Genomic DNA, 345 nt, shown 5'->3' with positions numbered 1-345 from the left:
CTTATTGACTATTAACCGTACCAAAGGGTACGATCCGGAAACCCAAAACCCAGCATTAATGCCGATACTTCAGGCATATACAGTTGGGTTACAAATTTCATATTAACCATGAAACTGAAAATTTTACATATTGCATTACTCACATCCATTTTATTAATGGGGGGGTGTAAAAAATTTGTGGAGGTTGGCCCGCCTTCCAACCAGATAGCAAGTGAGACAATTTTTCTTTCAGAAGGAACAGCAACCGCTGCTATAAATGGACTTTACAATACAATGTCGAATACCAGCCTATCCTTTGCTGGGGGAGGGCAGACTGTATATTTGGGTTTATACGCTGATGAGATC

The 345-nt window shown here is 40.3% G+C and carries 1 protein-coding gene; it reads left to right on the top strand.

The features are described 5' to 3' along the window. Window positions 1-108: 108 nt before the first annotated feature. Window positions 109-345: hypothetical protein (locus SB659_RS19205; RefSeq protein WP_410551543.1), on the top strand; the 237-nt coding region annotated here is incomplete at its 3' end.

Origin of the sequence: Arthrobacter sp. SIMBA_036, from assembly GCF_046535135.1 — a bacterium.
Lineage (GTDB): Bacteria > Actinomycetota > Actinomycetes > Actinomycetales > Micrococcaceae > Arthrobacter.
Note: the sequence above shows the minus strand (reverse complement) of the source record. Positions and strands in the feature narration are given on the sequence as shown.